24 protein-coding genes are annotated in these 25,314 nt (G+C 64.0%); 23 read left to right on the top strand and 1 reads right to left on the bottom strand.

Annotation, left to right across the window (positions count from 1 at the left end; all coding sequences use genetic code 11):
• Positions 1–65 precede the first annotated feature (65 nt).
• The 4 genes from QRN10_RS00520 (at position 66) to trxC (ending at position 7,275) form a co-directional block, all read left to right on the top strand.
• Complete coding sequence (locus QRN10_RS00520; protein ID WP_181080381.1) at positions 66–1,808, top strand: potassium/proton antiporter; 1,743 nt, start codon at positions 66–68, stop codon at positions 1,806–1,808.
• 49 nt (positions 1,809–1,857) lie between these two features.
• On the top strand, positions 1,858–5,241 hold the full coding sequence (gene mscK / locus QRN10_RS00525; RefSeq protein ID WP_285427682.1) for a mechanosensitive channel MscK: 3,384 nt from the start codon (positions 1,858–1,860) through the stop codon (positions 5,239–5,241).
• 48 nt (positions 5,242–5,289) lie between these two features.
• The gene (gene selO / locus QRN10_RS00530) at positions 5,290–6,753 is read left to right on the top strand and encodes a protein adenylyltransferase SelO (RefSeq protein ID WP_285427683.1); all 1,464 of its coding nucleotides are present in this window, start codon (positions 5,290–5,292) and stop codon (positions 6,751–6,753) included.
• An 87-nt stretch (positions 6,754–6,840) separates the two neighbouring features.
• Positions 6,841–7,275: a thioredoxin TrxC gene (gene trxC, locus QRN10_RS00535; RefSeq protein WP_285427684.1), complete on the top strand. Its 435-nt coding sequence runs from the start codon at positions 6,841–6,843 to the stop codon at positions 7,273–7,275.
• Positions 7,276–7,408: 133 nt separating this feature from the next.
• Here the strand turns inward: trxC and QRN10_RS00540 are convergent, their stop codons facing one another.
• The gene (locus QRN10_RS00540; protein ID WP_181080377.1) at positions 7,409–8,179 is read right to left on the bottom strand and encodes a ParA family protein; all 771 of its coding nucleotides are present in this window, start codon (positions 8,177–8,179) and stop codon (positions 7,409–7,411) included.
• A gap of 337 nt (positions 8,180–8,516) precedes the next feature.
• Here QRN10_RS00540 and QRN10_RS00545 point away from each other — a divergent pair, with 337 nt between their 5' ends.
• The 19 genes from QRN10_RS00545 to QRN10_RS00635 are packed head-to-tail and all read left to right on the top strand — an operon-like array spanning position 8,517 to position 25,292.
• Complete coding sequence (locus tag QRN10_RS00545; RefSeq protein ID WP_253510092.1) at positions 8,517–9,236, top strand: beta-ketoacyl synthase chain length factor; 720 nt, start codon at positions 8,517–8,519, stop codon at positions 9,234–9,236.
• The gene (locus QRN10_RS00550) at positions 9,212–10,018 is read left to right on the top strand and encodes a lysophospholipid acyltransferase family protein (protein WP_266245583.1); all 807 of its coding nucleotides are present in this window, start codon (positions 9,212–9,214) and stop codon (positions 10,016–10,018) included. The genes QRN10_RS00545 and QRN10_RS00550 overlap by 25 nt, the downstream gene beginning before the upstream one ends.
• Positions 10,002–10,271 (top strand): phosphopantetheine-binding protein, encoded by a 270-nt coding sequence (locus QRN10_RS00555; RefSeq protein ID WP_253510088.1) that lies wholly within the window; start codon positions 10,002–10,004, stop codon positions 10,269–10,271. Before QRN10_RS00550 ends, QRN10_RS00555 begins: the two co-directional genes overlap by 17 nt.
• Before the next feature lie 9 nt (positions 10,272–10,280).
• Positions 10,281–10,535 (top strand): acyl carrier protein, encoded by a 255-nt coding sequence (locus QRN10_RS00560; RefSeq protein ID WP_003187949.1) that lies wholly within the window; start codon positions 10,281–10,283, stop codon positions 10,533–10,535.
• Positions 10,532–11,077 (top strand): COG4648 family protein, encoded by a 546-nt coding sequence (locus QRN10_RS00565; protein ID WP_285427685.1) that lies wholly within the window; start codon positions 10,532–10,534, stop codon positions 11,075–11,077. The genes QRN10_RS00560 and QRN10_RS00565 overlap by 4 nt, the downstream gene beginning before the upstream one ends.
• The gene (locus tag QRN10_RS00570) at positions 11,074–12,738 is read left to right on the top strand and encodes an acyl-CoA synthetase family protein (protein WP_181080371.1); all 1,665 of its coding nucleotides are present in this window, start codon (positions 11,074–11,076) and stop codon (positions 12,736–12,738) included. Before QRN10_RS00565 ends, QRN10_RS00570 begins: the two co-directional genes overlap by 4 nt.
• A complete protein-coding gene (locus QRN10_RS00575; protein ID WP_285427686.1) occupies positions 12,731–13,465 on the top strand; it encodes a glycosyltransferase family 2 protein in 735 nt (244 codons plus the stop codon). Before QRN10_RS00570 ends, QRN10_RS00575 begins: the two co-directional genes overlap by 8 nt.
• A complete protein-coding gene (locus tag QRN10_RS00580) occupies positions 13,462–14,397 on the top strand; it encodes a lysophospholipid acyltransferase family protein (RefSeq protein ID WP_034095529.1) in 936 nt (311 codons plus the stop codon). Before QRN10_RS00575 ends, QRN10_RS00580 begins: the two co-directional genes overlap by 4 nt.
• Positions 14,381–15,922 carry an HAL/PAL/TAL family ammonia-lyase gene (locus tag QRN10_RS00585; protein WP_181080369.1) on the top strand — a complete coding sequence of 514 codons (1,542 nt, stop codon included), beginning with the start codon at positions 14,381–14,383 and terminating at the stop codon, positions 15,920–15,922. Before QRN10_RS00580 ends, QRN10_RS00585 begins: the two co-directional genes overlap by 17 nt.
• The gene (locus tag QRN10_RS00590) at positions 15,915–16,340 is read left to right on the top strand and encodes an acyl-CoA thioesterase (protein ID WP_034095527.1); all 426 of its coding nucleotides are present in this window, start codon (positions 15,915–15,917) and stop codon (positions 16,338–16,340) included. The genes QRN10_RS00585 and QRN10_RS00590 overlap by 8 nt, the downstream gene beginning before the upstream one ends.
• Positions 16,337–16,927 carry an outer membrane lipoprotein carrier protein LolA gene (locus tag QRN10_RS00595; protein ID WP_181080367.1) on the top strand — a complete coding sequence of 197 codons (591 nt, stop codon included), beginning with the start codon at positions 16,337–16,339 and terminating at the stop codon, positions 16,925–16,927. The genes QRN10_RS00590 and QRN10_RS00595 overlap by 4 nt, the downstream gene beginning before the upstream one ends.
• Positions 16,899–19,229 carry an MMPL family transporter gene (locus QRN10_RS00600; RefSeq protein ID WP_181080366.1) on the top strand — a complete coding sequence of 777 codons (2,331 nt, stop codon included), beginning with the start codon at positions 16,899–16,901 and terminating at the stop codon, positions 19,227–19,229. Before QRN10_RS00595 ends, QRN10_RS00600 begins: the two co-directional genes overlap by 29 nt.
• 33 nt (positions 19,230–19,262) lie before the next feature.
• Positions 19,263–20,510: an NAD(P)/FAD-dependent oxidoreductase gene (locus QRN10_RS00605; RefSeq protein ID WP_266245571.1), complete on the top strand. Its 1,248-nt coding sequence runs from the start codon at positions 19,263–19,265 to the stop codon at positions 20,508–20,510.
• Entirely contained in the window at positions 20,507–21,241 is a 735-nt protein-coding gene (locus tag QRN10_RS00610) for a class I SAM-dependent methyltransferase (protein ID WP_285427687.1), read from the top strand. The genes QRN10_RS00605 and QRN10_RS00610 overlap by 4 nt, the downstream gene beginning before the upstream one ends.
• Entirely contained in the window at positions 21,238–21,720 is a 483-nt protein-coding gene (locus QRN10_RS00615) for a hypothetical protein (RefSeq protein WP_253510076.1), read from the top strand. The genes QRN10_RS00610 and QRN10_RS00615 overlap by 4 nt, the downstream gene beginning before the upstream one ends.
• Complete coding sequence (locus tag QRN10_RS00620) at positions 21,717–22,883, top strand: beta-ketoacyl-[acyl-carrier-protein] synthase family protein (RefSeq protein WP_181080362.1); 1,167 nt, start codon at positions 21,717–21,719, stop codon at positions 22,881–22,883. The genes QRN10_RS00615 and QRN10_RS00620 overlap by 4 nt, the downstream gene beginning before the upstream one ends.
• Positions 22,880–23,341 (top strand): hotdog family protein, encoded by a 462-nt coding sequence (locus tag QRN10_RS00625; protein ID WP_034136590.1) that lies wholly within the window; start codon positions 22,880–22,882, stop codon positions 23,339–23,341. The genes QRN10_RS00620 and QRN10_RS00625 overlap by 4 nt, the downstream gene beginning before the upstream one ends.
• Entirely contained in the window at positions 23,338–24,066 is a 729-nt protein-coding gene (fabG, locus tag QRN10_RS00630) for a 3-oxoacyl-ACP reductase FabG (RefSeq protein WP_181080361.1), read from the top strand. The genes QRN10_RS00625 and fabG overlap by 4 nt, the downstream gene beginning before the upstream one ends.
• On the top strand, positions 24,066–25,292 hold the full coding sequence (locus tag QRN10_RS00635; RefSeq protein ID WP_034095712.1) for a beta-ketoacyl-ACP synthase: 1,227 nt from the start codon (positions 24,066–24,068) through the stop codon (positions 25,290–25,292). The genes fabG and QRN10_RS00635 overlap by 1 nt, the downstream gene beginning before the upstream one ends.
• Positions 25,293–25,314: the final 22 nt, after the last annotated feature.

The following is a 25,314-nucleotide window of genomic DNA, read 5'->3' on the forward strand; positions in this document are numbered from 1 at the left end:
CTGGCACGCAGACTGCATGGTCAGTTTGCGCCTCGTCTTATGTATCTGCTTATGGAGTACTGCCTTTGAATGCGACGACCATCAACAGCCTGTTCTTGATCGGCGCGTTGCTGGTAAGTGCGAGCATTCTGGTCAGTTCTCTTTCTTCACGTCTGGGCATCCCGATCCTGGTGATCATCCTGGCCGTGGGCATGGTCGCCGGCGTCGACGGCGGCGGCATCATCTTCGACAACTACCCGACCGCCTACCTGGTGGGCAACCTCGCACTGGCCGTGATCCTGCTCGACGGCGGCCTGCGAACCCGGGTGGCGAGTTTCCGCGTGGCGCTCTGGCCGGCTTTATCGCTGGCCACGGTCGGGGTGTTGATCACCACCGGCCTTACCGGCATGGCGGCGGCCTGGCTGTTCAACCTCAACATTATCCAAGGCTTGCTGATCGGCGCGATTGTCGGTTCCACGGACGCCGCAGCGGTGTTCTCACTGCTGGGCGGCAAGGGCCTGAATGAGCGGGTCAGCGCCAGCCTGGAAATCGAATCCGGCAGCAACGACCCGATGGCGGTGTTCCTCACCGTCACCCTGATCGACATGCTCGCCAGCGGCCAGACCGGCCTGCACTGGAGCCTGCTGACACATTTGGTGCGCGAATTCGGCATCGGTGGCCTGGTCGGCCTGGGTGGCGGTTGGCTGATGCTGCAATTGGTCAATCGTATCAACCTGGCCACCGGCCTCTATCCGATCCTGGTGATCGCCGGCGGCCTGTTCGTTTTCGCCTTGACCAACGCCTTCCACGGCAGCGGCTTCCTCGCCGTGTACCTCTGCGGCCTCGTCATCGGTAACCGCCCGGTGCGCAGCCGGCATGGCATCTTGCATATGCTCGATGGCATGGCCTGGCTGGCGCAGATCGGCATGTTCCTGGTGCTGGGCCTGCTGGTCACGCCCCATGACCTGCTGCCGATCGCCCTGCCGGCCCTGGGCCTGGCGCTGTGGATGATCCTGTTCGCGCGGCCGCTGTCGGTGATGGTCGGCCTGTTGCCGTTCAAGGCCTTCCACGGCCGCGAAAAAGCCTTCATCGCCTGGGTCGGCCTGCGCGGCGCGGTGCCGATCATCCTGGCGGTGTTCCCGCTGATGGCCGGCCTGCCCCATGCGCAGCTGTACTTCAACCTGGCGTTCTTTATCGTGCTGGTGTCGCTGCTGGTGCAGGGCACGAGCCTGCCGTGGGTGGCCAAGCTGCTCAAGGTCACCGTTCCGCCGGACCCGGCGCCGATCTCCCGCGCGGCACTCGAGGTCCACGTCACCAGCGAGTGGGAGTTGTTCGTCTACCGCCTGGGCGCGGAAAAATGGTGCATCGGCGCGGCCCTGCGTGAGCTGAAAATGCCCGAAGGCACGCGCATCGCTGCGCTGTTTCGTGGCCAACAACTGCTCCATCCGTCGGGTAGTACGGTGCTGGAAGTCGGCGATCTGCTCTGTGTCATCGGCCACGAACACAACCTGCCGGCCCTGGGCAAACTGTTCAGCCAGGCGCCGCAACGTGGCCTGGACCTGCGCTTCTTCGGCGACTTCGTCCTCGAAGGCGACGCCCAACTGGGTGCGGTATCGGCGCTGTACGGCCTCAAACTCGACGGCATCGATCCGGACATGCCGCTGAGCCGATTCATCACCCAGAAAGTCGGCGGCGCCCCGGTGGTGGGCGACCAGGTGGAGTGGAACAACACCATCTGGACCGTCGCGGTCATGGACGGGAACAAGATCGGCAAAGTCGGCGTCAGATTCCCCGAAGGAAGTCGCCCGGGCCCCGGGCTCTTCCTCTAAACTGCGGGGCGACAATGCCCCCGATTCTTCACTTGCTCGACCGGTCTCTATGCCAATCCTGCGCACTTTTCTCGCCACTGCCCTGCTGGGCCTGACTCTTTGTGTCGGCAGCGTCTACGCCGCCGACCCTCCCAGCGCCGACGCCATCCAGCAATCCCTGGACAAACTGCCCGACCGCAAGCTGCCCGACGCCGACATGAAGGCGCTGCAGGCGATCCTGCAGCAGACGCTGACTTACCTGAGCAACAAGCAGGATTACGAGCAGCGCCTGGCCGACCTCAAGCGCCAGCTGGAAAATGCGCCACGCGAGACCGCCGATAACCAGCGCGAGCTGGCCCGACTCAAGGCCACCAAAATCGTGCCCGTGGCCCAGCGCTACGCCACGTTGCCGGTGCCGCAGCTCGAACAACTGCTGGTGCAGCGCAGCACCCAGCAAGGCGACCTGCAAAAAGAGCTGGCCGACGCCAATAGCCTGACCATCGCCGCCCAGACCCGCCCCGAGCGGGCGCAGACCGAAATCAGCAGCAGCCAGACGCGCATACAGCAGATCAATACAATCCTCAAGACCGGCAAGGACAATGGCAAAGCCCTCAGTGGCGACCAGCGCAACCAGCTGAACGCTGAACTCGCCGCCTTGAACGCATTGATCCCGTTGCGCCGCCAGGAACTGGCCGGCAACAGCCAATTGCAAGACCTGGGCAACAGCCAGCACGACCTGATCCAGGAAAAAACCGCGCGCCTGGAGCAGGAAATCCAGGACCTGCAAACCCTGATCAACCAGAAGCGCCTGGCCCAATCGCAGCAAACCGTTACGCAGCAGTCCATCGAAGCGCAGAAAGCCGGCGGCAGCAGCCTGCTGGCCACCGAAAGCGCGGCCAACCTGAAGCTCTCGGACTACCTGCTCAAAAGCACCGACCGCCTCAACGACCTGACCCAGAAAAACCTACAGACCAAGCAGCAGCTGGACACCGTCACCCAGAGCGACTCGGCGCTGGACGAGCAGATCAACGTGCTCAAGGGCAGCCTGCTGCTTTCCAAGATTCTTTATAAGCAAAAACAGGCATTGCCGCGTCTGACGGTGGACCGCGACCTGGCGGACGATATCGCCAACATTCGTCTGTACCAGTTCGAGGTCAACCAGCAGCGCGAGCTGATCAGCTCCCCCAGTGCCTATGTGGACAACCTGCTGACCAATCAGCCACCGGACGAAGTGACCCCGCAACTGCGGCGCACCCTGCTGGAACTGGCGATTACCCGCAGCGACCTGCTCGAACGCCTGAGCCGCGAGTTAAGCGCGCTGCTGAACGAATCCATCACCCTGCAACTGAACCAGAAACAACTGCTCAGCACCGCCACCACCCTGCGCGCCACGCTGGACGAACAGATGTTCTGGATCCCCAGCAACAAGCCGCTGGACACTGAGTGGCTGGAAACCGTGCCGGCGCACCTGAGCAAGCAAGTCACCACCCTGCCCTGGGCCTCCAGCGTCAGCGAATTGTATGACGGCCTGATCCAGCGCCCGCTGCTGTTTCTGCCATTGCTGCTGTTGATCGGCGCGCTGCTGTGGCGCCGCAAGGCCCTGTATCAGCGCCTGAACAAGGTGCACCTGGACATCGGCCACTTCAAGCGCGACAGCCAGTGGCACACGCCGCAGGCCATCCTGATCAACATTCTGCTGGCCATGCCGGTGTCCCTGGGCCTGGCCTTGTGCGGCTACGCGCTGCAGATCGACGCCCGAGGGCAGAACGCCAACCTGGGTTCGGCGCTGCTGCAGCTGGCCCAGGCGTGGCTGGTGTTCTACACCGCTTACCGGATTCTGGCGCCGGGCGGCGTGGCCGAATTGCACTTCCGCTGGGAAAAACCCCAGGTTGAATTCCTCCAAGGCTGGGTGCGCAAGCTCGGGTTGGTGGTGCTGGCACTCGTGGCGGTGGTAGCTATCGCCGAACACCAGCCGGCGGCGCTGGCCGACGATGTGCTGGGCATCGGCGTGGTGCTGACCTGCTACGCGTTGATGGCCTGGCTGCTGGGTCGCCTGCTGCTCTATAGCCCGACCCACGAAAAAGCCTCGCTGTTTCGCAAAGCCGTGGGCCTGTTGTTCACCGCGCTGCCCGTCGCGCTGTTTATCGCGGTGTGCTTCGGCTACTACTACACCGCTCTCAAGCTCAGCGACCGTTTGATCAACACCCTCTACCTGCTGATGCTCTGGCTGGTGATCGAAGCCACCTTTGTGCGCGGCCTCGGTGTCGCGGCGCGGCGCCTGGCTTATTCGCGTGCCCTGGCCAAACGCCAGGCTGCCAAGGAAGCCGGCGAAGGCGAAGCGGTGATCGAAGAACCGACCCTGGACATCGAACAGGTCAACGAACAGTCCATGCGCCTGATCCGCCTGGCCTTGCTCGGCGGCTTCATCGCGGCCCTGTACTGGGTGTGGTCGGACCTGATCTCGGTATTTTCCTACCTGGACAACGTCACCCTGTACGAATACACCAGCGGCACCGGCGCGAATATCAGCATGGTGCCCATCAGCATCGGCGACTTGCTTGGCGCGCTGATCATCATTGGCATTACCTTCGCCCTGGCGCGCAACCTGCCCGGCCTGCTGGAAGTGCTCGTACTGTCCAAACTGGACCTGGCCCAGGGCAGCGCCTACGCCACCACCACCTTGCTGTCCTACATCATTGCCGGCGTGGGCTTTGTTTCGACCCTGTCCACCCTCGGCGTGAGCTGGGACAAGCTGCAATGGCTGGTGGCCGCGCTGTCGGTGGGCCTGGGCTTCGGCATGCAGGAAATTTTTGCCAACTTTATTTCCGGCATCATGATCCTGTTCGAACGCCCGGTGCGCATCGGCGACACCATCACCATCGGCAACCTGTCGGGCACGGTGAGCAAGATCCGCATCCGCGCCACCACCATCACCGACTTCGACCGCAAGGACATCATTGTCCCGAACAAAACGTTTATCACCGGGCAACTGATCAACTGGTCGCTGACCGACACCATCACCCGCGTCACGCTGAAACTGGGCGTGGACTACGGCTCCGACCTGGACCTGGTGAAGGAACTGTTGCTCAAGGCCGCGAGGGAAAACCCACGGGTTCTGAAAGATCCGGAACCCCATGTGTACTTCCTCAACTTCGGCGAAAGCACTCTGGACCACGAACTGCGCATGCACGTGCGCGACCTGGGCGACCGCAACCCGGTACTGGACGAGGTCAACCGCTATATCAACCGTGAGTTCAAGAAACAGCACATCAACATCTCGTTCCGGCAGATGGAGGTGTACCTCAAGAACATGCACGGTCAGGAATATAAGCTGGTGCCGGTCGAGGACGAGCGTAAGACCATCGCCACCTCGACGCCGGAGCAGGACGCACCCGAGCCGCCCGCCGGAAAAGTCCAGGATGCACCTGAACCGCCACCGAGCAAACTCGACTAACGCATCCAGCCCCAGCAAAATGCGGGGGCATTCTGCTGGAGATGGCCGGTGAAAGCCCTCGATGAACTGACCTTCGACAACCGCTTCGCCCGTTTGGGCGACGCGTTCTCAACCCACGTTCTGCCCGAGCCCCTCGACGAGCCACGCCTGGTGGTGGCAAGCAATGCGGCCATGGCCCTGCTCGATCTCGACCCGGCGGTGGCGGCAACGCCGGTGTTTGCCGAACTGTTCGGTGGCCACAAGCTGTGGGCCGAAGCCGAACCGCGGGCGATGGTGTATTCCGGGCACCAGTTCGGCGGCTACACGCCGCAACTCGGCGACGGCCGTGGGTTGCTGTTGGGCGAGGTGTACAACGAAGCCGGCGAACACTGGGACCTGCACCTCAAGGGCGCGGGGATGACACCCTACTCGCGCATGGGGGATGGCCGCGCGGTCCTGCGCTCGTCGATTCGCGAGTTCCTGGCGTCCGAAGCGCTGCACGCCCTGGGCATTCCCACCAGCCGCGCGCTGTGCGTGATCGGCTCCGACACGCCGGTATGGCGCGAGAAGCAAGAGCGCGGCGCAATGGTCCTGCGCCTTGCGCCCAGCCACATCCGCTTCGGGCATTTCGAATATTTTTATTACACCAAGCAGCCCGAGCAGCAGGCGCAACTGGCCGAACACGTGTTGAACCTGCACTACCCCGAATGCCGCGAACAGCCCGAGCCGTACCTGGCGATGTTCCGCGAAATCGTCGAACGCACTGCCGAGCTGATCGCCAAATGGCAGGCCTATGGTTTCTGCCACGGTGTGATGAACACTGACAACATGTCGATCCTGGGCATCACTTTCGATTACGGGCCGTTTGCGTTTCTGGATGATTTTGACGCGCATTTCATCTGCAACCATTCCGATCATGAAGGGCGCTATTCCTTCAGCAACCAAGTGCCGATTGGCCAGTGGAACCTCAGCGCGCTGGCCCAGGCGCTCACGCCGTTTATCAGCGTGGACGCCTTGAAGGAAGCGCTTGGCCTGTACCTGCCGTACTACCAGGCCCACTTCCTGGACCTGATGCGCCGCCGATTGGGGCTGACCACCGCCGAGGACGACGACCAGAAGCTGGTCGAGCGGTTGCTCAAGCTGATGCAGAACAGCGGCGTGGATTACACACTGTTCTGGCGCCGCCTGGGGGATGAATCGGCAGCGCTGGCGGTGGCCAAGCTGCGCGATGATTTTGTCGACATGGCCGGGTTCGATGCCTGGGCGGAACTGTATAAAGCCCGTGTAGCGCGGGACGGGGACTACAGCGAAGAACAGCGTCGTGGACGGATGCACGCGGTAAACCCGCTGTACATCCTGCGCAATTACCTGGCGCAAAACGCCATTACCGCCGCCGAGTCAGGTGACTACAGCGAAGTACGGCGGCTGCACGAGGTGCTTTCCAAGCCGTTTGAGGAGCAGCCCGGCATGGAACAGTACGCGCAACGGCCGCCGGATTGGGGTAAGCATCTGGAGATCAGTTGTTCGTCGTGAAATCGAGAGGTCGACGCATGCTGGCTACCTTGATAAACACCGGCGGCGGCGCCAAATAAAATCCATTGGCCATCCCAGGAGCCCACCATGTCCGAACCTCTCGTCATCCCTTGCCCCCATTGCAACGGCCTCAACCGCATCCCCGGCGAACGTCTGGGTGATGCGCCCAAGTGCGGGCGCTGCAAGCAAGCGGTGCTACTGAGCAAGCCTTTCGAGTTGATGCAAGGCGACTACGCCAGTCAGATCAAGGGCGATCTGCCACTATTGGTGGATGTGTGGGCCGACTGGTGCGGGCCGTGCAAGTCGTTTGCGCCGGTGTTTGAGCAGGCGGCCGGGCAGCTGGAAGGCAAGTGCCGGCTGGCCAAGCTGGACAGCGAAGCCAACCAGCCGTTGTCGGCACAACTGGGGATTAGGTCGATACCCAGTCTGATTCTGTTCAAAAACGGCCGTGAAGTGGCGCGCCAGAGCGGGGCGTTCCCGCTGCCGCAATTAATCAGCTGGTTGCGTAGCCAGGGGATATAACCGGACCGACACAATGCTGGACACTGTGGGAGGGGGCTTGCCCCCGATGCGGAGGGTCAGCTCCAAATGAGTTAGCTGGCAATACGCTATCGGGGCAAGCCCCTCCCGCCTTGGATCTGTGTGGCGCTTGAGCTCAGGTGCCTTCCAGCAGGTTATGCAGCTCCACAAATTGCTGGGTCAGCTTGTGCCGTGGGTCAAGGTGGATCAGCGGCCGGCTTTCCTGGTGCGATTCGCGCATGCGCACGGAGCTGGCCAGGTACACGGGCAGCACCGGCAGGCCTTCGGCGATCAACTCGTCGAGCATCTGCTGCGGCAGGCTGGCGCGGGCCTGGAACTGGTTGACCACGATGCCTTCCACTTCCAGCCCTTCGTTGTGGTCTTCCTTCAACTCTTCGATTTCCGCCAGCAGGCCATACAGGGCCTGGCGCGAGAAGCTGTCACAGTCGAAGGGGATCAACACGCGATCAGCGGCAATCAGCGCCGAAACCGCATAAAAATTCAATGCCGGGGGTGTATCCAGGTAAATCCGGTCGTAATCTTCGCCCAGTTCATCCAGCAGCTTTCGCAGCTTGTTGATCTTGTGCTTGGCTTCGAGTTTAGGTTGCAGGTCTGCCAGTTCGGCGGTGGCGGTGATCACGTGAAGGTTGTCGAACGGCGTTTCGTAGATATCCACCTTGTTCTTCTTGGAAAACGGCCCGGAAGACAGGGTCTGCTTGAAAAAATCGGCGATTCCCATGGGAATGTCGTCGCCGGTCAAGCCGGTGAGGTACTGGGTTGAATTGGCTTGTGCATCCAGGTCCACCAACAGGGTTCGATAGCCTTCGCTGGCGCTGACCGCCGCCAGGTTGCAGGCGATGCTGGATTTACCCACGCCGCCTTTCTGATTGAACACCACACGCCGCATGGAAAAACCTCCGTGTATCAATGAATGTCCGAGTGTAGAGGGCAAAAGCGCCTGTTAGCTACCTCGTTCATCCATGCAGTGCTGCATCGACAGAACGCAGTCGTATGACACACACGAATGATTCGGAACGGTCTGACAATCCAACCAGCGCTTGGGTAACGGACAATCTGTCAATCTTTCCCGTGATTTTGTAATCGACCTTGAACATTTTTTTACCAATGTTTGCTAGAACCCCACGGCACCCGGATAATGCGCGCCATTCGGCGCTTGCTCCCTGTCCCGGTATTCGGGGCCAAATGCCGCACATGGAAGCCCGCAGGGGCGGGATAACTTCTCAGTGATCAACTTCAACATCGCCCAATGGCGCGCCTGGGCTCCTGGCCTGGAGAGTGCGGACGACTGGCACGCCTGGTGCAAGGCCCCGGTGTTGCTGCCCGAAAGCGAAGCCTCTCCCGACGTGTCATTTCTGCCAGCCATTCAACGCCGACGCCTGAGCCGCCTGGCGCGCATGGCTTTCAGTGTGGGTTGGCCGCTGGCCGAGGGCCTGCAGGACCTGCCGCTGGTATTTGTGTCGCGTCACGGCGAAACCCCGCGCACCCTCGACATCCTCAGCGACCTGGCCCACGAACAGCCATTGTCGCCGACCCAGTTCAGCCTGTCGGTGCACAACGCAGTGATCGGCCTGTGGTCGATCCTGCGCAATGAAACCAGCGAAATGACCGCCCTCGCCGCCGCCGGCGACGGCCTGGAACACGGCCTGCTCGAAGCCGCCGCGTTGCTCAATGAAGGCGCACCGGCGGTGTTGCTGGTGATCACCGAAGAGCAGCCGCCCGCCGCCTATGCCAGCTGGATCCATGACGTGCCCTTCCCCTACGCGCTTGGCCTGCTGCTCACCCCAGGCGACGAGTGGCAACTGGAACTCACCACCGGCACTGTCCAAGCCACTCAAACCCAGTGGCCCCACGCCCTGAACCTGCTGCGCACCCTGCTCACCGACCAGGGCGCGTGCCAACATGCCTGGAAGAACCGCGTATGGAATTGGCAACGCACGCCATGACCGACAAGCCAAGGGACGCCTACTACTGGCGCCTGTGCGCCACGGCCGCCAGTTTTGCGCTGTTCGGTGTCGGCGGGCTGTGCCTGCGCCTGCTGGTGTTTCCCCTGCTCAATTGCCTGCCGGGCAGCGCGGCCCGGCATCGAGGTCGTGCGCGGCACATGATCAGTTGGCTGTTCTGGTTCTTCATTGGTCTGATGCAACGCGCCGGCGTGCTGACCTACAGCGTCGAAGGCGCCGAAAAACTTGGTCGCCCCGGCCAGATGATCATTGCCAATCACCCTTCGCTGATCGATGTGGTGTTCCTGATCGGCCTGGTACGCCAGGCCAATTGTGTGGTCAAGCAGAGCCTGTGGCAGAACCCCTTTACCCGCGGGCCGGTACGCGACGCCGGATATATCAGCAACGACGGCAGCGCCGAGATGCTCGACGCCGCCGCCGGCGCCCTGCAAAGCGGGCAAACCCTGATCATCTTCCCCGAAGGCACCCGCACCACGCCCGGCGCTGCGCCGGCCTTTCATCGCGGGGGCGCCGCCATTGCCCTGCGAGGTGCGACAATCATCACCCCCGTCGTGATCAAAGTCAGCCCCAGCACCCTGACCAAGGCCGAACCCTGGTATCGCATCCCCAAACGCCGCGTGCACTTCAGTTTGCGGGTCGGGGCCGATATAGAACCACAGGCGTTCGCAACTCTGGGGCCCGCGCCCCAGGCTTCACGCAAGCTCAACGATTACCTGCATCACTATTTCACTAAGGAGCTCGCCGAAGATGAGCGACCAACGTAGCCTTGAGCACGACATAAAGATGCTGATCATCGAGGCCCTGGGCCTGGAAGACATCAGCGCCGACGACATCGGCAGCGATCAAACCCTGTTCGGCGAAGGCCTGGGCCTGGATTCGGTAGACGCCCTGGAACTGGGCCTGGCGATCCAGAAAACGTACGGTATCAAGATCGATGCCGACGCCAAGGACACCCGCAATCACTTCACCAACGTGGCCAGCCTTGCGGCGTTCGTCACGGCCAGACAGGCAGCTTGAGACCGGACCATGCAAACTCGTGACGATATTTTCAACACCCTGCGCGATGCCTTGGTGGAACTGTTTGAACTGCCCCCGGAGCGCGTCACCCTCGACGCTAACCTGTATCAGGACCTGGAAATCGACAGCATCGATGCGGTGGACCTGATCGACCATATCAAGCGCCAGACCGGCAAGAAGATCGCCGCCGAGGAATTCAAGGCCGTGCGCACTGTGAACGATGTGGTTGAGGCGGTGTACCGTCTGGTCCAACCGGCCGCATGAGCCGGCTGATCGGCCTTGGCCTGTTGCTGGCGGGGCTGTTGTACCCCTTCGCGGTGTATTACGGCACCGAGCATTTTGCGCCGTGGCAATTCGGCCTGCTGCTGGGCGGCCTGTGGCTGTTGCGGGCGCTCACCGCCGCGCGCAGACCCGGCAGCCGCTGGATGGCGGTGGCGGTGAGCGTGTTCTGCCTGCTGCTGGCCTGGTTCGACAACCCGCAGCTGCTGCGCTGGTACCCGAGCCTGGTCAGCGCGTTCATGCTCACGCTGTTCGGCTTGAGCCTGAAATACGGCCCGCCGATGGTTGAACGCCTGGCGCGCATGACGGAACCGGAGCTGCCACCCGAAGCCATCGTGTACACGCGCCAGGTCACCGTGGTCTGGAGTGTCTTTTTCTTGGTTAATGGCCTGCTCGCGGCCGCCCTCACCTTGTGGGCACCGCTGAGCTGGTGGACGTTGTACAACGGCCTGATCGCCTACGGGCTGATGGGGCTGCTGTTTGCCGTGGAATGGCTGGTACGACAAAGGGTGCGGGGCCGCATATGAATTGGTTGAACCTTGAGCATCTGTTGCTTGAGCCGGTGGCGCAGCGTTCGGTGTGCGCCAACCTGAATCACGCCCAACTGCGCGACCAGGCCCTGTGCCTGGCCGCCGGGCTGCAACGCCGTGGCATCCAGCGCCTGGCCGTACACCTGGAAGATGCCGGCCTGCTGGCGATCGCCCTGCTGGGCGCCTGGCGTGCCGGGGTCAGCGTGCTGCTGCCCGCCGACCTGCAACCCCAGACCCGTCAACGCTGGGACGAATGCGTGGATGCCTGGCTGACCGAGGCCGCTGACCTTGACGCCGTGTATCAGTCGCCCCTGAACCCGGCCGCGCTGGACCTGGACACCTGCCAACTGAGCCTGTGCACCTCCGGCTCCAGCGGCGAACCCAAACGCATCGACAAGACCCTGCGCCAGTTGGCCAACGAAGTGCAGGCCCTGGAAACCCTATGGGGCGCCGACCTCGACGGTGCCTGCATCATCGGCAGTGTCGCCACGCAGCATATCTACGGCTTGCTGTTCCGTGTGCTGTGGCCGCTGTGTGCCGGTCGCACGTTTGTGCGTCAGCAACTGGCCTTCCCCGAAGATTTACAGCGCGCCAGCCGCGAACACACACGGTTTGCCTGGGTGGCCAGCCCGGCGTTGCTCAAGCGCATGGGCGACAACCTTGATTGGCCGGCGCTGAGCCAGGTAGCGCGCGTGTTCTCCTCCGGCGGCGCGTTGCCGATGGAAGCCGCCGGCAGTCTGTATGAACGCCTGCAGCAATGGCCGACGGAAATCCTCGGCAGCTCGGAAACCGGCGGCATTGCCTGGCGCCAGGGCAATCAACCCTGGCAGCCGTTTGCCGATGTGCACCTGAGCCAGGACGCCGACGGCGCCCTGCGCATCGCTTCGCCGTACCTGCCGGCCGGGCATATCGAACAGACCGCCGACGCCGCGCGCCTGCATGCCGATGGCCGCTTCGAGCTGCTGGGGCGTCTGGATCGCATCGTCAAACTGGAAGAAAAACGCATCTCCCTGCCCATGCTCGAACAGGCGTTGATGGCCCACCCGTGGGTGGCCGAAACACGGTTGGGCGTGGTCGAGGAAAACCGCGCGTCCCTCGGCGCCCTCGTGGTGTTAAGCGCCGCCGGTGTGCACGCCCTGCGCAATCAGGGGCGGCGCAGCGTCACCCAGACCCTGCGCCAGCACTTGAGCCAACATTGCGAAGCCCTGGCCCTGCCGCGCCGCTGGCGCCTGCTGAGCCAACTGCCACTCAACGCCCAAGGCAAACTGCCCCAGGCCGACGTGGCGGCGCTGCTCATGGCGCCACGGCCGAAGGCACCGCAGGTGTTGGAACAGGTTGAAATCGACGGCGAATGGACGCTGCAATTGAGCGTACCGCCGGACCTGGCGTATTTCAGCGGGCACTTTCCGGTCACACCGGTTCTGCCGGGGGTGGTGCAAGTGGAATGGGCGTTCAACCTCGGCCGACAACTGCTCGACCTGCCGCCGACCTTTGCCGGCATGGAAGTGCTCAAGTTCCAGCAACTGGTACGTCCCGGCGACCAGATCGAACTGCACCTGCGTTTCGACACAGAGCGCGGCAAATTGTATTTCGCCTATCGCAACGACGTCGCCGCGTGCTCCAGTGGCCGCATTCTGCTGGAACCTGCCCATGCATAACCCCTGCGCGCTGATCCCGGTCTATAACCACGAAGCCGCCGTGCCCGCCGTGGTCCATAGCCTGTTGAACAGCGGCCTGCCGTGCCTGTTGGTGGACGATGGCAGCAGCCCGGCCTGCGCAGCGGTGCTGGCGCAACTGGCGCGGATGGAGAATGTCACCCTGCTGACCCTGCCGACCAACCAGGGCAAAGGCGGCGCGGTGATGGCGGGCTTTCGCGAAGCGGCGCGCCTGGGCTTCAGTCATGCCTTGCAGGTCGATGCCGACGGCCAACACGACCTGCGCGAAGTCGAGACCTTTATCGACGCCTCTCGCCGCCAGCCCGACGCGCTGATCTGCGGCTACCCCGAATACGACGAAAGCGTGCCCAAAGGCCGGCTGTACGCGCGTTACCTGACCCACGTATGGGTATGGATCAATACCCTGTCGCTGCAGATCCGCGACTCGATGTGCGGCTTTCGCGTGTACCCGCTGGCGCCGGTGTTGGCCCTGATGGATTCGGCCTACATCGGCACGCACATGGATTTTGATTCCGACATCCTGGTGCGTCTGGCCTGGCGCAACCAGCCCATGCGCTGGCTGCCGACGCAGGTGCACTACCCGGCCGACGGCCTGTCGCACTTTCGCCTGTTGCGCGACAACGTGCGCATCAGCGCCATGCATGCGCGGCTGTTCTTCGGCATGCTGGTGCGGGCGCCGATGATCCTGTGGCGACGGTGGCAGGCATGAGCGACAGTACCAAGCACTGGGCCGACCGCGAAGAACGCGGCAGCTATTGGCTGATGAAACTCACCGCGTTCGCCGCCAAAGTGCTGGGCCGGCGCCTGCTGAGCCCGGTGCTGTACGGCATCGTGTTGTACTTCTTCGTGTTCGGCCGCACCGCGCGCCAGAGCGCCTGGCAGTACCAGCAGCGCCTGGCCGAGTGGAGCGGGCGCGATGAACTGCGCCCCTCCCATAGAAAAGTCTTCGGCCAGTTCATGGCCTTCGCCGACGCTCTGCTCGACAAGCTCGATGTGTGGAACGGCAAGCTGCGCATCGAACAGATCGACATCGACGACCCGGCCAAACTACGCGGGCAATTGCGCGGCGAGCGCGGGCAGATGCTGGTGGGGGCACACCTGGGCAATCTGGAAGTGTGCCGCGCCCTGGCGGAAATCGGCGAACAGGTGACCATGAACGTGCTGGTGCACACCAAGCACGCCGAACGCTTCAACCGTCTGCTGGGCGAAGCCGGCGCGACCCATTTGCGCCTGATTCAGGTCAGCGAGCTGGACCCGGCGACCATGCTGTTGCTCAGCCAGCGCCTGGACGAAGGCGAATGGCTGGCGATTGCCGGCGACCGCGTGCCGCTGCACGGCGGGCGCACGGTGCGCGTGGATTTCCTCGGGCACGCCGCCGCATTTCCCCAGGGCCCTTGGCTCTTGGCCGGCCTGCTCAACTGCCCGGTGAACCTGCTGATGTGCCTCAAGCACAATGGCCGTTATCGCCTGACCATCGAACCGTTCGCGCCATCGATCGAATGGAAACGCAGCACCCGCGAGCAGGTCATCGCCCAGTGGACCTCACGCTACGCCGCGCGCCTGGCCGATTTCTGCCTGGAAGCGCCCCAACAATGGTTCAACTTTTACCCTTTCTGGAAGACCGATGACGACGCATCTTGAGCCGGTAACCTTTGGCGAACGCCCCCTGCGCATCGAAGACGTGCTGGCCCTGGCCAACCGTCAGGTACCTACCCAGCTGCAAAGCGACGCGGCCTATCGCCAGCGCATCGCCAAGGGCGCGCAGTTCCTCGACTCGCTGCTGGACAAGGAAGGCGTGATCTACGGCGTGACCACCGGCTACGGCGACTCGTGCGTGGTGGCGGTGCCGTTGCAGCACGTCGAAGCCCTGCCCCGTCATCTGTATACCTTCCACGGCTGCGGCCTGGGGCAGTTACTCGACGCCCAGGCCACCCGCGCCGTGCTGGCCGCGCGCTTGCAGTCGCTGTGCCACGGCGTGTCCGGGGTACGCGTTGAGTTACTGGAGCGTCTGCAAGCGTTTCTGGAACACGACGTGCTGCCGCTGATCCCGCAGGAAGGTTCGGTGGGCGCCAGCGGCGACCTTACGCCGCTGTCCTATGTGGCGGCGACGCTGTCCGGCGAACGTGAGGTGCTGTTCCGTGGCGAACGCCGCGCGGCCGCCGATGTGCATCGCGAACTGGGTTGGCAACCGCTGGTGCTGCGCCCCAAGGAAGCCCTGGCCTTGATGAACGGCACCGCCGTAATGACCGGCCTGGCCTGCCTGGCGTTTGCCCGCGCCGACTATCTGCTGCAACTGGCCACGCGTATCACCGCGCTGAACGTGGTGGCGCTGCAAGGCAACCCCGAACACTTCGACGAGCGCCTGTTCGCCGCCAAGCCGCACCCGGGGCAGATGCAAGTCGCCGCCTGGCTGCGCAAGGACTTGGCGATTGATGCACCCACCGCGCCGCTGCACCGCTTGCAGGATCGCTATTCGCTGCGCTGCGCTCCCCATGTGCTCGGCGTGCTGGCCGACAGCCTGAATTGGCTGCGTTCGTTTATCGAAATCGAGCTGAACAGCGCCAACGACAACCCGATCATCGACGCCGAGGAAGAACGCGTACTGCACGGTGGGCATTTTTACGGCGGGCATATCGCCTTCGCCATGGACAGCCTCAAGACCCTGGTGGCCAACGTCGCCGACCTGCTCGACCGACAACTGGCCCTGCTGGTGGATGTGCGCTACAACCACGGCCTGCCGAGCAACCTGTCCGGCGCGCCGGCCGACCGCGCGATGATCAACCACGGCTTCAAGGCGGTGCAGATCGGCACCAGCGCCTGGACCGCCGAAGCGCTGAAAAACACCATGCCGGCCAGCGTGTTCTCGCGCTCCACCGAATGCCACAACCAGGACAAAGTCAGCATGGGCACCATCGCCGCCCGCGATGCGATCCGCGTGCTGGAGCTGACCGAACAGGTCGCCGCCGCCACGCTGCTGGCCGCCAACCAGGGCGTGTGGCTGCGCGCCCAGGCCGACGACGCGCGCCCGCTGCCACCGGCGCTGGCGGCCATGCACGCAGAACTGACCCAAGACTTCCCACCGGTGATCGAAGACCGCGCCCTGGAAGGCGAGCTGCGCCTGTGTCTGCAACGCATCGCCGAACAACATTGGAGGCTGCATGCGTAGTCAAGGCGTGTTGCACTGCGACACCGAGATCCTCGTGCCGTTTTTCGATGTCGACACCATGCATGTGGTATGGCACGGGCACTACGTGAAATACCTGGAAGTGGCGCGCTGCGCGCTGCTGGACAAGATCGGCCACAACTACACGCACATGCTCGACTCGGGCTATGCCTGGCCGGTCATCGACATGCAACTGCGCTATGTGCGGGGGGCGGTGTTCGGCCAGACCCTCAATGTGCGCGCCAGCCTGGTGGAATGGGAGAACCGCTTGAAGGTCAACTACCTGATTACCGACCGGGCCAGCGGCGAGCGCCTGACCCGCGCCAGCACCGTGCAGGTGGCGGTAGAAATCGCCACTCGCGAGATGCAGCTGGCGTCCCCCAAAGTCTTCACCGACGCCGTCGACAGGGCCTTGTCATGAAACTGATCACCTTCCTCGGCGCATTGCTGCTGTCGCTTCAAGCCCAGGCCTTCGACCTGCAGCAACTCAGCGACCAGTTGGCCAAACCCTCGGTGATCCACGGCAGCTTCACCCAGGAAAAACACCTGCGCGCCCTGCCGCAGCCGTTGGTCAGCAAAGGCACCTTCGTCCTGGCCAAGGACCACGGCTTGCTATGGCTGCTCAAGACGCCGTTGCAACAGGATTACCGCATCAGCGCCCAAGGCATCGCCCGCCGTGATGCCAATGGCTGGCAGTTGCTGCCGAACAAGAGCGCCGGCGCCGAGCAGAATCGTTTGTTCCTCGCCGTGCTGCAAGGCGACAGCAGTGGCTTGCAACGTGACTTCGAGCTGCAACTGCAAGGCGAGGCCACGCAGTGGAAGCTCACGCTGATCCCGCGCTCGCTGCTGCTCAAGCAAGTGTTCACCCGGATCAACATCGAGGGTGGCGCGCTGGTGCAAACCATCGAACTGCTGGAAACCCAGGGCGACAGCACCGTATTGCGTATGCAGGACAGCACCGCCGATCAACCTTTGAGCGATGCGGAGCAACACGATTTTGCCCAGTGAGCGCCAGCTGCCGCGCCTGTTCCTGATCCTGCTGGTGGCCGTGCTGGCCCTGGCCGGCTGGCAGTGGCGCCACGGCGCGCCACTGTCGGCCAACCTGATGGAGCTGGTGCCCGGCAGCACGCCGAATGCTCTGGAGCAGCAGGCCGAGCAGCGCATGCAGGAGCCGCTGAACCGCGAGATGCTGGTACTGGTGGGGCACACCGACCGCCAGCAGGCGGTGGCCGTGGCCCGGCAATTGGGCGAACGCTGGCAGGCCAGCGGCCTGTTCGAAAAGGTGCAGTGGAACCTGCAGGCCGATCTACCGGCGCTGCGCGAGCAACTGCTGCGCGGACGTCTGGCGATGCTGTCGGCCAAGGACCGCGCGCAACTGATCGAGCATCCCGACGCTTTCATCCAGCAGCGTGTGCAAGCGCTGTTCGACCCCTTCACCGGCTTCAGCCTGGTGCCCAGCCAGGAGGATTGGCTGGGCCTGACGGGGCGCATCCAGAACAGCCAACCGCAACGTGGCGCGGTGCAGTTGGATATCGGCAGCGGTGCACTGATTGCCGATGCCGACGGCAAGAGCTGGGTGCTGCTGCGCGCGCGCACCACCGGCAACGCCTTCGATATGCACCTGCCACTGCGCGTGGCGGACCTGCTCCAGGCCAGCCGCGCCGAGGCCGACGCACAGGGCGCGCAATTGCTGGCCGCCAGCGGCCTGCTGTACGCCGCCAACGGTCAGCAACAGGCCACTCGCGAAATCACCTGGGTTGGCGGCGGCGCGACCGTAGGCATTCTGTTGCTGCTGTTGCTGGCGTTCCGGCGCTGGCGCGTGCTGCTGGCGTTCGTGCCGGTACTGGTGGGCATGCTGTTCGGCGCGGTGGCCTGTGTGGCGCTGTTCGGCCATATGCATGTGATGACGCTGGTGCTGGGCTCGAGCTTGATCGGCGTGGCGGTGGATTACCCGCTGCACTACTTGTCCAAGAGTTGGAGCCTGCAACCGTGGCGCAGCTGGCCGGCGCTGCGCCTGACGTTACCGGGGCTGAGCCTGAGCCTGGCGACCAGTTGCATCGGCTACCTGGCGCTGGCCTGGACGCCGTTCCCGGCACTGACCCAGATCGCTGTGTTCTCCGCCGCCGGGCTGGTGGGGGCGTACCTGTCGGCGGTGTGCCTGTTGCCGGCGCTGCTCAACGGCGTCGAACTGCGCCCGGCGCACTGGCCGTTGCGCATCGCCGAACGCCTATGGCAGCTGCGCGCCGCGTTGCTCAAGCGCGTGCCCAGTGCGGTGTTGCTGGCGTTGGTGCTGCTGTTCTGCGCCGGCGGCCTGTGGCAGTTGAATACCAAGAACGACATTCGCCAATGGATCGGCGCGCCGCCGCAGTTGCTACAGGAGGCCCAGGCCGTGGCGCGCATCACCGGGTTCCAGCCCACCAGCCAGTTCTTTCTGGTGCGCGCGCCGGACCAGCCCCAGTTGCTGGAGCGCCTGGACACCCTGGGCCAGCGTCTGGATCAATTGGTGAACACGGGCAAACTACAGGGCTACCTGGCACTCAACCAATTGGTCAGCCGCCCCGCCGAGCAACAGCAGGTGCGCGACGCATTGAACCGCCTGCCCCAGCATTGGCAGCCGCTGCTGGACCTCGGCGTGCCCGCCAGTGCCCTGCAGGCGGAAATCGCACAACTGCAGGCGCTGCCCACCGAAGACATCGACGCCGCACTGGCGGGCCCGCTGGCCGAACCCTGGCGCACACTGTGGCTGGGGCCGGTGGACGGCGGCGTGGCGGCGATGGTCAGCCTGCAAGGCTTGAACAACCCGGCGTTGCTGCACGCTCAGGCGGCGGACCTGCCGGGCGTGCAACTGGTGGATCGCCTGGGTGACCTGAACCGGGTGTTCGCCGCCACGCAGATCAGCGCCGCCGAATTGAAGCTGCTGTCGTGCGGGTTGATCGTCCTGCTGCTCATCATGCCGTTTGGTGTCGGCGGTGCCTTGCGCATCGTCGCACTGCCGCTGCTGGCCGCGCTGTGCAGCCTGGCCAGCCTCGGTTGGCTGGGCCAGCCGCTGACGCTGTTCAGCCTGTTCGGCCTGCTGCTGGTCACGGCGATCAGTGTCGACTACGCGATCCTGATGCGCGAACAGATCGGCGGCGCGGCGGTCAGCCTGCTGGGTACACTGCTGGCGGCGCTGACGACATGGCTATCGTTTGGTCTGCTGGCGGTGTCGAGTACACCGGCGGTGAGTAATTTCGGCCTATCGGTCAGCCTGGGCCTGGCGTTCAGCTTTATGCTGGCGCCCTGGGCCGGCCAACAGAAACACGCCTTATGAATGTGATTATCGCCCATGCGGCAAGGAGCCCTCGTGCCCACAGTTGAAATGGAACGTCGCCAGGTCGTGGTGATCGGTGCCGGCCCGTCCGGCGCTATCGCCGCCGCGCTGCTCAAACGCAAGGGGCATGACGTATTGATCATCGAGCGCCAGCACTTTCCGCGATTCTCGATCGGTGAAAGCCTGCTGTCCCACTGCATCGATTTCATCGAAGAGGCCGGCATGCTGGACGCCGTGCAGGCAGCAGGTTTCCAACTGAAAACCGGTGCCGCGTTCGCCTGGGGCGAGCGCTACAGCGCCTTCGATTTCAGCGATACGTTCAGCGATGGCAAGCCCACCACGTTCCAGGTGCAGCGCGGCGAGTTCGACAAGTTGCTGGCCGACCAGGCCGAACTGCAGGGTGTGGATATCCGCTACGGCGAAACCATCGTCGGCGTGGACTTCAAAGGTGACTGCCGTTACTTGCATGTGCGTCGCGAGAACGGCAGCGAGTACCACCTCAAGGCCAAGTTCGTGCTCGATGCCAGCGGCTACGGCCGCGTGCTGCCGCGCCTGCTGGACCTGGAAGCTCCGTCGAATTTTCCGGTGCGTCAGGCGGTGTTCACCCACGTCGAAGACCGCATCGAACACCCAGGCTTCGACCGCACCAAGATCCTCGTGACCACCCATCCCACCCAGCGCGACATCTGGTTCTGGACCATACCGTTCAGCAACGGCCGCTGCTCGGTGGGGGTGGTTGCGGCCAAGGAGCATTTCGACACCCGTGGCGATGATCTCGACGCTTGCCTGCGCGGCTTTATCGCCGAAACGCCGAGCCTGGCCGGCGTGCTGCAAAACGCTGTGTGGGATACGCCGGCGCGCAGCATCGGCGGCTACTCGGCGAACGTCACCACCTTGCACGGCCCGGGCTTTGCGCTGTTGGGCAACGCAGCGGAATTCCTCGACCCGGTGTTCTCCTCCGGTGTGACCATCGCCATGCGCTCGGCCAGCATGGCCGCCGGCGTGCTGCACCGCCAGTTGAGCGGCGAGACGGTGGATTGGCAGACCGAATTCGCCGCGCCCCTCAAGCGCGGCGTCGATACTTTCCGTTGCTACGTCGAAGGCTGGTACGCCGGGACGTTCCAGGATGTAATTTTCCATCCCGGCAGCGCCCCGGAGATTCGCCGCATGATCAGCTCGATCCTTGCCGGCTATGCATGGGACGAGCGCAACCCGTTTGTCAGCGAGCCCAAGCGACGCTTGCGGATGTTGTCGGAAATCTGTGCGAGTGAGCCGGTATGAGTACGCCCTACCTGAGCAAAAACTACGTCGAGGAAACCCGCTTCGGCCTGTGGTTCCTGCGCAGCCACACCTGGCAATACTACGTGCTGCGCGTGGCCATCAACGACCTGCGCGGCCTGTTCAGCGAGCCGCTGCCCCAGGCGCCGGTGCTGCTGGACGCCGGTTGCGGTCAGGGCAAATCGTTCACCCTGCTGCAGCAAGCGTTTGCACCGGCGCGCCTGATCGGCCTGGATGCCGACCCCCACAGTTTGCAGATGAGCCAGGTCGAAGCCGAGCGCCAGGGCCTGAACGTCGAGCTGATCGGCAGCGATTGCGCCACCCTCGACATGGCCGACGACAGCGTCGACCTGCTGTTCTGCCACCAGACCTTTCACCACTTGGTGGAACAGCACCGTGCGCTGCAAGAGTTCTACCGGGTGCTCAAACCCGGCGGCTACCTGTTATTTGCCGAATCCACCGAAGCCTATATCGACACCTGGGTGATCCGGTGGCTGTTCCGCCACCCCATGCACGTGCAGAAAAGCGCCGAAGAATACCTGGCGATGCTGCGCGAGCAAGGCTTTGAGTTTGGCCCGCAGAACGTTTCATACCCCTACCTGTGGTGGAGCCGCTCGAAGGATTTCGGCCTGCTCGAACGCCTGCGCCTGCGCCGGCCGAAACCGGTGGGCCAGCGCGAAGAAACCCTGGTCAACTGCGTGGCGCGCAAACCCTTGGCGAGCGTTGCGCCATGATCCGCGCGTTATTGATCGGTTGCCTGTTGCTGCTCAGCGCCTGCGCCAGCCAGCCGCCGCTGCCCGCGACCACCCCGCGCCTGCCGCTGCCGCTGCAACTGCATGTGCAACGCCTGGCGGACGGCCAGACCCAGGATTGGCTGCTGGTGGTGCAACGCGAAGGCGCCGCATTGCGCTGGTCGATGATGGACCCGCTGGGTATTCCCCAGGCCCGGCAGAAACTGGTCGACGGCCAGTGGCAGGCCGATGGCTTGCTGCCGCCCAACCCGCAGGCGCGTGAGCTGTTCGCCGCGCTGTTATTTGCCCTGACGTCGGCGGATGAGGTGCGCGCGCTGTACCCCAGCGCCCAGGCGCGGGACCTGACGCGCACCCTGCCGGGCCATTGGCAGATCGTGTACCAGTCTTCCGAAGTATTCAGCGTGAACATCGCGGGGCAGCCTTTGAGCTACCGCATCACGCCGCTTGGAGCCGCCCGATGAGCGCCTACCTGAACGCCCTCGGCCTGATCTGCGCCCTTGGCCGAGGCCAGGCCGAAGTCAGCCGCAACCTGTTCGCCGGCGATTGCTCGGGCATGCGCGCCGAAAGTGGCTGGGTGCCGGAACGCGTATTGCCGGTGGGCGGCGTGCAGGGTGAGCTGGCGCGTATCCCGGTTGAACTGGGCCAGCAAAGCAGCCGCAACAATCAACTGTTGCTGGAAGCGGCGTTGCAGATCGAGGACGAGATTCGCCAGGCGATCCACACCTACGGCACCTCGCGCGTGGGCGTGGTGCTCGGCACCAGTACTTCGGGCATCGATGAGGCCAGTCGTGGCATCGCCGAGTACCTGCGTGACAACCACTTCCCCGGCACCTATGACTATCAGCAACAGGAACTCAGCGCGCCGGCAAATTTCCTCGCCGACTGGTTGCAACTGAGCGGCCCGGCCTATGTGATTTCCACCGCCTGCACCTCCAGCGCCCGTGCGCTGATGAGTGCCCGGCGCCTGCTGGACCTGGGCCTGTGCGACGCGGTGATCTGCGGCGGCGTGGACAGCCTGTGCAAGCTGACCCTCAACGGTTTCAGCGCGCTGGAAGCGGTATCCGACACGCGCTGCAACCCGTTTTCGCGCAACCGCGACGGCATCAATATCGGTGAAGCGGCCGTGCTGTTCCTGATGAGCAGGCAACCGGCGCCCATCGCCCTGTTGGGCAGCGGCGCCAGTTGCGATGCGCACCATATTTCCGCGCCGGAGCCGAGCGGCAAGGGCGCGTTGCAGGCGATGCGCAAGGCCTTGGCCAGCGCAAAACTGATGCCTGAGCAGATCGGCTACCTGAACCTGCATGGCACCGCTACCCAGCACAACGACGCCATGGAAAGCCTGGCAGTCGCCAGCCTGTTCCCCGCCGGCGTGACCTGCTCGTCGACCAAACCCATGAGCGGCCATACCCTGGGCGCCGCCGGCGCGCTGGAAGCCGCGTTCTGCTGGCTGAGCCTGCGCCACGGCCAGGTGCCACCGCATGTGTGGGACGGCGAGGCCGACCCTGTGCTCCCGGCCTTGCAATGGGCGCGTGTCGGCGAACCTTTGGAGAAAACCTGCCTGATGAGCAACTCGTTTGCCTTCGGCGGCAACAACGTCAGCCTGATTATCGGAGAGGCCCCATGATCGATTGGCCACTCGCCGAACTGATCCCCCACGCGGGCGACATGATCCTGATCGACCAGGTGCTGTCGTTCGACGAAGAACAGATTCACACCCGCGCCACCGTCAAGCCCGGTGGCCTGTTCAACCGCCCTGACGGCAGCCTGCCGGCCTGGGTCGGCATCGAACTGATGGCCCAGAGCGTCGCCGCCTACGCCGGCTGCCACGCCCGCCGCAAAGGCGAGCCGGTGGCGTTGGGCTTCCTGCTGGGCACGCGTAAGTTCGAGTGCAACGTCGAGCACTTCCCGGCCGGCGCCGAGCTGAGCATCCACGGCCTGCGGTCGCTGGAAGACGACAACGGCATGGGTGTGTTCGAATGCCACCTGCGCGGCGACGGGTTCCACGCCAGCGCGCGCTTGAACGTATTTCGACCGCCCCAGGCGGCCGCCTATTTAGATGAATCGAAGGACGAAACGCCATGACTGAATCCGTACTGGTCACCGGCTCCAGCCGTGGCATCGGCCGCGCCATTGCCCTGCGCCTGGCCCAGGCGGGCCACGACATTGTGCTGCACTGCCGCAGCGGCCGCGCCGAGGCGGATGCGGTGCAGGTGCAGATCCAGGCCCTGGGCCGTCAGGCGCGGGTGCTGCAGTTCGACGTGGCGGATCGCGCCAGCTGCAAGCACATCCTTGAAGCCGATGTGGAGCAACACGGCGCCTATTACGGCGTGGTGCTCAACGCCGGCCTGACCCGCGACGGCGCGTTCCCGGCCTTGTCGGAGGACGACTGGGACGTGGTGATGCGCACCAATCTGGACGGTTTCTACAACGTGCTGCACCCGGTGATGATGCCGATGATCCGTCGTCGCGCGGCCGGGCGCATCGTGTGCATTACCTCGGTATCGGGGCTGATCGGCAATCGCGGGCAGGTCAACTACAGTGCCTCGAAAGCCGGCCTGATCGGCGCGGCCAAGGCCCTGGCCATCGAGCTGGGCAAGCGCAGGATCACGGTCAACTGCGTCGCGCCGGGGCTGATCGACACGGCCATGCTGGACGAAAACGTACCCGTCGAGGAACTGATGAAAATGATTCCGGCACAACGCATGGGCACCCCGGAAGAAGTGGCCGGGGCGGTGAACTTCCTGATGTCTGCGGAAGCCGGTTACATCACCCGCCAGGTGCTGGCGGTGAATGGGGGCCTGTGCTGATGAAGCGTGTCGTCGTCACCGGCATGGCCGGCGTGACCTCCCTGGGCAGCGACTGGCCGACCATTTCGGCCAACTTCCGCGCCAACCGCAGCGGTATCCGGCGCATGGACGAATGGGACCGTTTCACCGAACTGAACACGCGCTTGGCCGGGCCCATCGACGATTTCGTGGTGCCCTCTCACTGGACGCGCAAGCAATTGCGCAGCATGGGCCGCGTCTCGCGCCTGGCGGTGTGGGCCGCGGAGCAGGCGTTGCAGGATGCCGGTTTGCTCGGCGATGAGTCGATCAAGGACGGGCGCATGGGCGTGGCCTGTGGTTCGTCCACCGGCAGCACCGATGAGATCAAGGCTTTCGGCAACATGCTGCTCAACTCGGTGGCCGAGGGGCTCAACGCCAACTCCTATGTGCGCATGATGCCGCACACCACGGCGGCCAATATCAGCATCTTTTTTGGCCTGACCGGGCGCTTGATTCCCACTTCGAGCGCCTGCACCAGCGGCAGCCAGGGCATCGGCTATGCCTACGAGGCGATCAAGTTCGGGCGCCTGCCGTTGATGCTCGCCGGCGGTGCCGAAGAGCTGTGCCCCACCGAAGCCATGGTATTCGATGCGCTGTACGCCACCAGCCTGAAAAACGACGCACCGCAGACCAGCCCACGCCCCTACGACAGCGGCCGCGACGGCCTGGTGATCGGTGAAGGCGGCGGCATGCTGGTGCTCGAAGAACTGGAACACGCCCTGGCGCGCGGTGCGCATATCCATGCGGAAATCGTCGGCTTCGGCAGTAACGCCGACGGTCAGCACACCACCCGCCCGGAACAGAAAACCATGCGCCGTGCCATGGAACTGGCCCTGGAAGACGCCGGGCTGGCACCGGCCGCCATCGGTTACGTAAACGGGCATGGCACCGCCACCGATCAGGGCGACATCGCCGAGACCCTGGCCACCAGCAGCCTGTTCGGCAGTCGCATGCCTATCAGTTCGCAAAAGAGCTTTCTGGGCCACACCCTGGGCGCGTGCGGGGCGCTGGAGTCGTGGTTCAGCATCGAAATGATGAACCGCGACCAGTACGTGCACACTTTCAACCTGGACACGGTCGACCCGCAGTGCGGCGAGCTGGATTACCTGCAGGGCGGCTTTCGCCAGATGCATCACGACTATGTGATGAACAACAATTTTGCCTTTGGTGGCGTCAATACGTCGCTGATCTTTCGCCGCTGGTCCTGATTTTTTAATCGATTGGAGAAAA

The organism is Pseudomonas sp. lyk4-R2A-8 (assembly GCF_030209095.1).
GTDB classification, from domain to species: domain Bacteria; phylum Pseudomonadota; class Gammaproteobacteria; order Pseudomonadales; family Pseudomonadaceae; genus Aquipseudomonas; species Aquipseudomonas quebecensis.